Source organism: Kitasatospora sp. NPDC007106 (assembly GCF_040634455.1).
In the GTDB taxonomy this organism is placed as follows: domain Bacteria; phylum Actinomycetota; class Actinomycetes; order Streptomycetales; family Streptomycetaceae; genus Kitasatospora; species Kitasatospora arboriphila.
In genome coordinates this window covers 1-2,145 of record NZ_JBEYFP010000939.1, presented here as the reverse complement: position 1 = coordinate 2,145, position 2,145 = coordinate 1, and the positions used below count along the sequence as shown (strand labels likewise).

Genomic DNA, 2,145 nt, shown 5'->3' with positions numbered 1-2,145 from the left:
TAGAGCGCCTTCATGTCCTCCAGGGTGGCGACGGAGACGCCGGAGGTGCCGACCTTGCCGTAGATGTCGGGGCGCTCGTCGGGGTCCCGGCCGTAGAGGGTGACCGAGTCGAAGGCGGTGGACAGCCGGGTGGCGGGCTGGCCCTCGGAGAGCAGCTTGAACCGGCGGTTGGTGCGGAACGGGTCGCCCTCGCCGGCGAACATGCGGGCCGGGTCCTCGCCGTCCCGCTTGAACGGGAAGACGCCGGCGGTGAACGGGAAGAGTCCGGGCAGGTTCTCGCGGCGCCAGAAGCCGACCAGTTCGCCGTGGTCGGTGAAGCCGGGCAGGGCGACGCGCGGGATCCGGTTGCCGGAGAGGGACTCGCGGGTCAGCTTGGTGCGGATCTCCTTGTCCCGGACGACGACGACCTGCTCGTCGCCGGAGTAGGAGGCGACCACGGCGGGCCAGTTGTCGATCTGCTCGCTGACCTCGTGCGGGAGCTGCTTGCGGGCGGTCGAGAGCAGTGCCTCGACGTTCGCGGCGTCGTGGCCGGCGTCGGCGAGCTGGCCGCGGACGGCGTCCAGGCGCTGCACGGACCGGGCGGCCTCGGTGATCCGCTCGGTCTCGGCGTGGTAGCCGCGGACGGTCTCGGTGATCTCGGCGAGGTAGCGCACCCGCTCGGCGGGGACGACCTGGCGGATGCCGGAGGAGTGGCGGACGGAGACCTCGGGCAGGGCTCCGTCGGTGACCGGCAGGCCGTGCTCGGCGAGGGCGGTCCGCAGGCTCTGGTAGAGCGCGGTGACCCCGTCGTCGTTGAAGGTGGCCGCGGAGGTGCCGAAGACCGGCATGTCCTCGGGCTTGGTGCCGAACGCCTCGCGGTTGCGGACGAGCTGGCGGCCGACGTCGCGCAGGGCGTCCTTGGCGCCGCGGCGCTCGAACTTGTTGATGGCGACGACGTCGGCGAAGTCGAGCATGTCGATCTTCTCGAGCTGGGAGGCGGCGCCGAACTCGGGCGTCATCACGTACAGCGAGGTGTCGACGAAGGGCACGATGGCCGCGTCGCCCTGGCCGATGCCGGGCGTCTCGACGATCACCAGGTCGAAGCCGGCGGCCTTGACGACGGCGAGGACGTCGGAGAGGTGCTCGGGCAGCTCGTGGCTGCCGCGGGTGGCGAGGCTGCGGAAGAAGACCCGGTTCCCGTCGAGGGAGTTCATCCGGATCCGGTCGCCGAGCAGCGCGCCGCCGCCGCGGCGGCGGGTCGGGTCGACCGCGATGACGGCGATCCGCAGCTTGTCCTGCTGGTCGACGCGGAACCGGCGGACCAGCTCGTCGGTGAGCGAGGACTTGCCGGAGCCGCCGGTGCCGGTGATGCCGAGGACCGGGGTCACCCTGGTCGCCGCGGCGGCGCGCACCCGCTCCGTGAAGTCGGCGGGCAGCTTGCCCAGCTCCGCGCCGGTGATGCTGCGGGCGATCGCGAACCGGTCGCCGGCGAGCAGGGCGTCCAGGTCGGCGGCCCGGCCGTCCCACAGGTCGAAGTCGCAGTCCTCGACGACCGAGTTGACCATGCCGGCCAGGCCCATCCGCTGGCCGTCCTCGGGCGAGAAGATGGTGACGCCGCTGCTGCGCAGCCGGTCGATCTCCTCGGGCACGATCACGCCGCCGCCACCGCCGACCACGCGGATGTGCTCGGCGCCGGCCTCGCGCAGCCGCTCGACGAGGTACTCGAAGTACTCCACGTGTCCGCCCTGGTAGGACGAGACGGCCACGCCGTGGGCGTCCTCCTCGAGGGCCGCGTCGACGACCTCCTGGACGGACCGGTTGTGTCCGAGGTGGATGACCTCGGCGCCCTGGGACTGGAAGATCCGCCGCATGATGTTGATCGACGCGTCGTGCCCGTCGAACAGTGCCGACGCGGTGACCAGTCGGACGGGGTGCACGGGACGGTGCAGATCGCTCATGGAGGACCCTCATGTCGGTTCGGCGGAGACTACTCACCAAATATAGTAGGACGTCCTAGCATTTTTGTGAGGAGCGATGTGACCAGACGCACATGTCGCCCGGACGGCGGACAGCGGAAGGGTGGTGTACGAGGCCGTTTTCGCCCCCCGGCCACCGGCGTCCGCCGCCCACAGGACGCCGGGACCCCCGCCGGGGGGACGGGCACGC

The 2,145-nt window shown here is 71.5% G+C and carries 1 protein-coding gene; it reads right to left on the bottom strand.

What is annotated here, in order from left to right:
* Nucleotides 1-1,937: methylmalonyl-CoA mutase family protein (locus ABZ641_RS34230; protein WP_359988234.1), on the bottom strand; the 1,937-nt coding region annotated here is incomplete at its 3' end.
* Between the last annotated feature and the right edge of the window lie 208 nt (nt 1,938-2,145).